This is a genomic window from Longimicrobium sp., assembly GCF_036387355.1.
GTDB lineage: Bacteria > Gemmatimonadota > Gemmatimonadetes > Longimicrobiales > Longimicrobiaceae > Longimicrobium.
In genome coordinates this window covers 1-6,070 of the sequence record NZ_DASVTX010000042.1, presented here as the reverse complement: position 1 = coordinate 6,070, position 6,070 = coordinate 1, and the positions used below count along the sequence as shown (strand labels likewise).

7 protein-coding genes are annotated in these 6,070 nt (G+C 70.0%); 5 read left to right on the top strand and 2 right to left on the bottom strand.

What is annotated here, in order from left to right; translation table 11 throughout:
• The first annotated feature begins 10 nt into the window (after positions 1-10).
• The 4 genes from VF665_RS02035 (at position 11) to VF665_RS02020 (ending at position 2,614) form a co-directional block, all read left to right on the top strand.
• The gene (locus VF665_RS02035) at positions 11-1,246 is read left to right on the top strand and encodes a serine hydrolase (RefSeq protein WP_331051735.1); all 1,236 of its coding nucleotides are present in this window, start codon (positions 11-13) and stop codon (positions 1,244-1,246) included.
• 155 nt (positions 1,247-1,401) lie between these two features.
• Positions 1,402-1,824 carry a thioesterase family protein gene (locus VF665_RS02030; protein WP_331051734.1) on the top strand — a complete coding sequence of 141 codons (423 nt, stop codon included), beginning with the start codon at positions 1,402-1,404 and terminating at the stop codon, positions 1,822-1,824.
• Positions 1,825-1,843: 19 nt separating this feature from the next.
• Positions 1,844-2,353, top strand: coding sequence for an MgtC/SapB family protein (locus VF665_RS02025; protein ID WP_331051733.1), 510 nt, complete (start codon positions 1,844-1,846; stop codon positions 2,351-2,353).
• 72 nt (positions 2,354-2,425) lie between these two features.
• Positions 2,426-2,614: a hypothetical protein gene (locus VF665_RS02020; protein WP_331051732.1), complete on the top strand. Its 189-nt coding sequence runs from the start codon at positions 2,426-2,428 to the stop codon at positions 2,612-2,614.
• Between the two features lie 199 nt (positions 2,615-2,813).
• Here VF665_RS02020 and VF665_RS02015 read toward each other — a convergent pair whose 3' ends face one another.
• Positions 2,814-3,515 (bottom strand): DUF1801 domain-containing protein, encoded by a 702-nt coding sequence (locus VF665_RS02015; RefSeq protein WP_331051731.1) that lies wholly within the window; start codon positions 3,513-3,515, stop codon positions 2,814-2,816.
• Positions 3,516-3,631: 116 nt separating this feature from the next.
• Positions 3,632-5,296, bottom strand: a complete 1,665-nt coding sequence (locus VF665_RS02010; RefSeq protein WP_331051730.1) for a M1 family metallopeptidase — start codon at positions 5,294-5,296, stop codon at positions 3,632-3,634.
• Between the two features lie 441 nt (positions 5,297-5,737).
• On the opposite strand from VF665_RS02010, the gene VF665_RS02005 reads away from it, so the two are divergent.
• Positions 5,738-6,010: a type II toxin-antitoxin system HigB family toxin gene (locus tag VF665_RS02005; protein ID WP_331051729.1), complete on the top strand. Its 273-nt coding sequence runs from the start codon at positions 5,738-5,740 to the stop codon at positions 6,008-6,010.
• Positions 6,011-6,070: the final 60 nt, after the last annotated feature.

The following is a 6,070-nucleotide window of genomic DNA, read 5'->3' as shown; positions in this document are numbered from 1 at the left end:
GTGAACCGCCGTGCCGCATCGCCATCCCAGGACTCTGTTCGTTCTCCTCGCCCTGCTGCTCGCGCCCGCGGCGCAGGGGCAGCGCGGCGCGTACGTGCCTCCCGCGGGGGCGTGGGAGCGGCGCAGCCCCGCGCAGGCCGGCATGGATGCGGCAGCGTTGGATTCCGCGGTGGCGTTCGCCATCCGCAGCGAAAGCCGCGCGCCGCGAGACCTGGAGATGGCGCACTTTCAGACCTTCGGGCGCGAGCCGTTCGGCGAGCCCGTGGGCCCGTTTCAGCCGCGGGGCGCGCCGACGGGGATCATCGTCCGCGGCGGGTATATCGTGGCGGAATGGGGCGAGCCGGACCGCGTGGACATGACGTTCAGCGTCACCAAGTCCTTTCTGTCCACCGTGGTGGGGCTGGCGGTGGACCGGGGATTGATCCGCTCCGTGGCCGACCCGGTGGAGGCGTACGCCGCGCCCGTCTTCGTGCTGCCGCCGGAGGGTGGAGGACGGCACGCGGACGGGCTGGGTGAAGGGCGGCCCATGACGCTCCTGGACACGGACCGCGAGCGGCGCATCACCTGGAACGACCTGCTGCGCCAGACCAGCGACTGGGAAGGCACGCTCTGGGGCAAGCCGGACTGGGCGGACCGTCCGGCGCAGAATCCGGCGGAGTGGCTCACCCGCCCGCGCGCCGAGCCGGGCGCCACGTACGAGTACAACGACGTGCGCGTGAACCTGCTCGCGCTCGCGGCGCTGAACGTGTGGCGCCGCCCCCTGCCGCAGGTGCTTCGCGATGAGGTGATGAACCCCATCGGCGCCTCCAATTCGTGGCGGTGGGTGGGCTATGAGAACTCGTGGGTGCTCATGGACGGGCAGGCGGTGCAGTCCGTGAGCGGCGGCGGGCACTGGGGCGGCGGCATGTTCATCAGTGCGCGCGACATGGCGCGGTTCGGGCTGCTGACGCTGCGCCGCGGCCGCTGGGGCGACCGGCAGGTGCTGTCGGAGGCGTGGGTGCGCGGCGCGCTTACGCCCACGCCGGCGCAGACCAGCTACGGCTACATGAACTGGTTCCTGAACACGGATCGCAAGCAGTGGCCCAGCGCCCCGGCCACCGCCTTTGCCCACGTGGGCAACGGAACCAACGTCATCTTTGTGGACCCGGAGCACGACCTGGTGATCGTGGCCCGGTGGATCGAGAACGCCGCCGTGGACGGGCTGGTGCAGCGCGTGATCGCCAGCGTGCCGGGCGCGCGCCGCTGACCGGCCCGGGACCGGGCGCGGCCGGACTCCGCCCCGTCGAGCACGCTTCCATCTCACGCCGGGATAGTGGCGGATGGGGAGACGAGGTACATTGCCCGACGACCGCGGCCCCGCCGCGTACGACACCCGCCGCACGCACTCCCAAGACCGACGCCATGGAAACGCAGGCCGTGATCACCACGCTGGACATCGAAGTGCGCTCCACGGAACTGGACGCGCTGGGGCACGTGAACAACGCCAAGTACATGGAGTACCTGGAGTGGAGCCGCTTTGAGTGGGTGAAGCAGAACGGCATTCCGCTGGACTTCTTCGGCAAGTCGCGGCTGAGCACGGTGCTGGTGAACGTGAACATCAACTTTCGCCGCGAGGCGCACCTGGGCGACCGGCTGGGCGTGCGCACGTGGCTGGCGGAAATGGGGCGCAGCAGCTTTCGCATTGGCCAGGAAATCGTGAACCAGCGCGGCGAGCGGGTCGCGGACGCCACCGTCACGTCTGTGATGTTCGATACCACCACGCGCGCCAGCGTCTACATTCCCGACGACCTGCGGCAACGGCTGGAGCCGCTGGTGCGCGGCTGACCGGCGCGGGCCGCGGACGATGATCCTTCCCGAGCTCCCGACGATGGACGCGGCCCTGCGGCTGGGCGCGGCCACGCTGGCCGGCGCCGCGCTGGGGCTGAACCGCGAGATCCACGGCCAATCGGCCGGGCTGCGGACGCACGCGCTGGTGGCGCTGGGAACGGGGCTCATCACGCTGGTGGGCGTCAGCGCGGCCACGGGGGACGGCGGGTTCGATTCGGCCTCGCTGGCGCGGGTGATTCAGGGCATCACCGCGGGGATCGGCTTTCTGGGCGGGGGCGCCATCCTCAAGGGCAGCGGCGAGCAGGTGCGCGGCCTCACCACGGCGGCTACGCTCTGGGTGGCGTGCGGCGTGGGGATCGCGTGCGCGTCGGGGCTGTGGCACACCACGCTGATCGCCGTCGCCATCACCACGCTGGTGCTGGTGGGCGGGCGGCGCATCGACCACCTGGTGCACCGCTGGTTCCCGGCGGACGTCAGGGCGGCGGGAGCGGACCCGGGTGCATCCACGAAGCGCGGCCAGCGCTGAACGCGGCGCGGCGAGCACGGCAGTTGCGCGGAGCGGCGGGCTCACCCGCAGCCGCGAACCCGGAACAAGCTGATGGCATCTGACCTCAAGCACCCCGGCGGCCGCTCCGGCATCACCGGCCGCATCTTCATGGCCCTGGTGATCCTGGGGCTGATCGTCTTCTTTGTCTGGTTCGGCTGGACGCACCGCGAAAAGAACGACGGCGGCGGCGGCATGCTGGGCAGCCTCCCCGCCCCGTCGCAATCATCTGCCGTGGTCTGACGACCGTCCTTTCACATGAAGACCAGAAGCCCCGCGCCTTGCATGGCGCGGGGCTTCGTGTGTGGTGCACAGATCCGAACAGGTGGGCTCTAACGGAGACACAGAGACACAGAGGGGATGAGTGACACCACATCTCCGTACCTTCCCGCTGCGGATGGGAACACCGTTCGGCCGTTGGACGGTGATGCGGGGGGCCGCGTCAGGCTTCCAGGACGGCCTTGAGCCGGTCCAGCATCTCCTTCCATAGCCCCTTGATGCGCGCCGCCTCCTCCGCGGCGGCGATGTCGCGCTGGTCGATGGTGACGGCGCTCTTGGCGTCGCCCTTGGCCTCGAAGCGCACGTCCACGGGCATGTCGCCCCAGCGCGCGCGGAGCGACTTGCCGGGCGTGGTGCCTCGGATCACCAGCGGATGGCCCGCGGCCCAGGAGGCGCGCTCCCCGTCATTCACCCACGCGGCGAACAGCCGGTCCACGGGCACGTTCACGGTCTTGCTGCCGTAGGCGCGGTGCCCGGCCACCGGCTCGCCGATGCGGGCCGCGCGCTCCTCCGCGGGCGCGTCGCCCGCCGCGATGGCGGCGCGCAGAAGATCGGCCAGCGCCGGGTTCCGCAGCGCCTCGGCCGAGCGGATCTTGATGTGGCGCCCCGCCTTGCCGCTCCCCTCCATCAGCCCCGCGGGATCCGGCAGCCCCGCCCCCGCGAGCATGATGTTGATGCGGTCCTTGAGCGGCCCCACGGCCAGCACCATCCGCTCCCCGAAGATGATGTTCTTCCACCCGAGGTGCACCTTTTCCGGCGTGTCCGGAGGCATCAGCAACTGGATGAGCGCGCACGCCTGCTCCGCCAGGTCGCGCACCGCGGGCGAGTAGTTGGCGAGCAGCGCGTCGCGGGAGGTTTCGGCCATCGGAGCCTGGAAGTGATGTGAGGAGTGGATGCGGAACCGGCCCGTCATCCCCAAAAGTGAGGGCGACGGGCCGGCCGGGAAAGATGCGGGCGCGTAGCGGGCCGCGGCCGCGGCGGTCAGTTGCTCGCGGGGCGCGCCGCGGGTGCGTCGGCGTCGCGCGCGACCACGTAGAAGTTCTCGTCCACGCGGAAGTCGGGGGCGGCGGCCAGGGTCGCGGGCGCGCTCTGCCACTCCGTGGTGGGGCGCAGCAGCGTGTAGACACCCGGTGCCAGCGTGGCGCGCACCGGCATGTCAAAGCCGGGCACCACGTCCGCCCAGCGGTACGATAGGGTGCCGTTGCGCAGGCGGTACTCCAGCACCGGGATCTTCGTGGTCGTGAGGTACTGCGCGAACACGCGGCTCAGGTCCATGCCGGCCTGCGCGCTCACGTAGTCCTGCACCTGCCTGCCCGTCACCACCTGGCGCCGGAAGGTCTGGTTCATTCCGCGCAGAATGCCGCGCCACCGCTCGTCGTCGTTCACCAGGTGGCGGATGGTGTGCAGCATGTTCCCGGCCTTGGGATACATGTCGCCCGAGCCCTCCCGGTTTACGCCATACGCGCCGATGATGGGCTCGTCGTTCTGCACCAGCCGCCGCTGCCCGATGATGTAGCGCGCGCCGGCTTCCTTGCCCCGCTGGCACTCGGTGTAGAGCGCCTCGGAGTAGGTGGTGAAGCCCTCGTGCACCCACATGTCGGCGATGTCGCGCGTGGTGATGTTGTTGCCGAACCACTCGTGCCCGGTCTCGTGGATCAGGATGAAGTCCCACTCCAGCCCCAGCCCCGTTCCCGACCGGTCGCGGCCCAGGTAGCCGTTCTGAAAGTGGTTGCCGTACGCCACCGCGCTCTGGTGCTCCATGCCCAGGTGCGGCGTTTCCACCAGCTTGAAGCCGTCCTCGTACCAGGGGAACGGGCCGAACCAGTGCTCAAAGCACTGCAGCATGGGCCGCGTCTGGGCCCACTGCCGCCGCGCGGCGTCCAGGTGGTAGGCAAGGGGCCAGAAGTCCAGCGTGAGCCGCCCGCCCTCGCCCTGGAATTCCTCGCTGTAGTGCGCGTAGTTCCCCGCGTTGATGGCCACGCCGTAGTTGTTGATGGGGCTGCTGACGAACCAGTGGTACGTCGTCGTTCCGTCCCGGTTCTGCACGGTGCGGCGCAGCCGTCCGTTGCCCACGTTTACCATGCCGCGGGGCACGGTGACGGCGACGGCCTGGCTGTCGGGCTCGTCGGCCTGCGTGTCCTTGTTGGGCCACCACGCGCTGGCGCCCAGCCCCTGCACGGCCGTGGCGATCCACGGATTGCCGATGCTGTCGCGCGCCCACACCAGCCCGCCGTCCCAGGGCGCGTTCAGCGCCACGCGCGGCCGGCCGCGGTAGTGCACGCGCACCGTCTTGCTGGCGCCCGCCGCCTGCGGCGCCTGCAGGGTAACGAACAACGCGTCGCCGTCGCGGCGGTACGTGAGCCTGCGGCCTTCCTGCACCACGCTGTCCACGTTCAGCTGCCGCGCGAGGTCCACCTGCATTTCGCGCGCGGGCTGCAGCACGCGGTAGGTGATGCCGGTGGAGCCCGCGATGGTGCTGTCGCGGGGCGACAGGGCCACGTGCAGGTCGTAGTACGTGACGTCCCACCACGCCCGCGCCGGGCCAATGGAGCCGCGCAGCGTGTCGGCGCGGGTGGGGGGCTCGGGTTGCGCGTGAAGCGCGGCGGGGAACAGCGCCAGCGCGGCCAGCAGGGCGAGTCGTCGCATGCTCGGTTGTTTGGGATGAAGGAAAGTGGATCGTACAGGGGCCGGCCCACGCGGGTTCCGGGGCGGCCTCGCAGCGTGCACGATAGGCCCCGCGGCGCGATTCGGACAGGGCCGCTCCCGGGACAGAGGGCAACGGCAGGCTCACACGGAGGCACGGAGAAGGAGAACGGCGCCGTCAACGGTTCTCCGATCCGCCGCGGTTCCTCTCCGCGTGTCTCGTTTCTGCTTGATGCTTCTACCGCCGTACCGTGACCTCCGTGAAACCTGCGTGGCCTCCGTGAGAGACGCGGTTCACACTCCGCTCGCGCTCCCAGGACGGGAACAAGAGCCTTGACGTGACAGGGTGGACGGGTTACCATATTGGGAGCACCGTGCGAGCGGTGCGGGCAACGTCAACCCGGAACCCCAGGAGGCTGCATTCGAATCATCACGGAAAGCAGGTTGACCTCGTTCTGGCACGCGCACCCCGACGCCGAAACGCCGCTCAAAGTCTGGAGGCGGATGATGCGGGCGAACCAGTATGAAACACCACACGAGGTCAGAGCGCACTTCCCCGCCGCCGATTTCCTCAAGAACGGGGTTACGGTGTTCGACATCGGCGGCAACAAGTACCGGCTGGTGGTCAGCATGCGGTACGACATGGGGAGAGTCTACATCCGCCACGTGCTCACGCATCGCGAGTACGACGACAGGACGGCGGACGGCAGCCTCTGAAGACGGTGCGGGCATCCGCGGTGGATGCCCGCCCGGCCCGGAACAGGTTTCACGGCAACT

What these genes read in the sequence shown, in the direction of transcription:
- VF665_RS02025 (WP_331051733.1), top strand. Translation starts at nt 1,844, where the DNA reads ATGATCCTTCCCGAGCTCCCGACGATGGACGCGGCCCTGCGGCTGGGC.
- VF665_RS02030 (WP_331051734.1), top strand. Translation starts at nt 1,402, where the DNA reads ATGGAAACGCAGGCCGTGATCACCACGCTGGACATCGAAGTGCGCTCC.
- VF665_RS02010 (WP_331051730.1), bottom strand. Translation starts at nt 5,296, where the DNA reads ATGCGACGACTCGCCCTGCTGGCCGCGCTGGCGCTGTTCCCCGCCGCG.
- VF665_RS02020 (WP_331051732.1), top strand. Translation starts at nt 2,426, where the DNA reads ATGGCATCTGACCTCAAGCACCCCGGCGGCCGCTCCGGCATCACCGGC.
- VF665_RS02015 (WP_331051731.1), bottom strand. Translation starts at nt 3,515, where the DNA reads ATGGCCGAAACCTCCCGCGACGCGCTGCTCGCCAACTACTCGCCCGCG.